The following is a 414-nucleotide window of genomic DNA, read 5'->3' as shown; positions in this document are numbered from 1 at the left end:
ACACAGGCAGGTGCGTTCTCGGCCTTTTCTATTAATTGACCAATAATAACAGGGTCTTCGCCTGCCTTGGTAAGGTTAGCGATGATTTTATCGACGTTTTCAGACTTAGCAATTAATACCATACCAATACCTACATTGAAGGTTTTCAACAAATCTTCGAATGGAACGTTACCTTGCTTACCGAACCACTTGAAAATTTCTGGAACTTCCCATTTGCTCCAGTCAACCTTAGCTTTCAAGGTTTTTGGTAATGCTCCTGGGAAGTTTTCAACAAGACCACCCCCAGTGAAGTGGGCCCAACCCAGCAACAAACCTTCGCTTAAAGAAGAGAATAATTGCTTAACATAGATCCTTGTTGGAACTAAAAGTTCTTCACCAATAGTCTTTCCGTTCTTGGACCATGGTGCAATAGAC

General features: G+C 41.8%; 1 protein-coding gene. It reads right to left on the bottom strand.

Annotation, left to right across the window (positions count from 1 at the left end; genetic code table 11):
* On the bottom strand, nt 1–414 hold a 414-nt coding region (locus E2E34_RS37810; RefSeq protein ID WP_244316416.1), incomplete at both ends, for an AIR synthase-related protein.

The organism is Streptomyces albidochromogenes (assembly GCF_005981925.1).
GTDB classification, from domain to species: domain Bacteria; phylum Actinomycetota; class Actinomycetes; order Streptomycetales; family Streptomycetaceae; genus Streptomyces; species Streptomyces albidochromogenes.
This window is presented reverse-complemented; position numbering and strand designations above follow the sequence as displayed.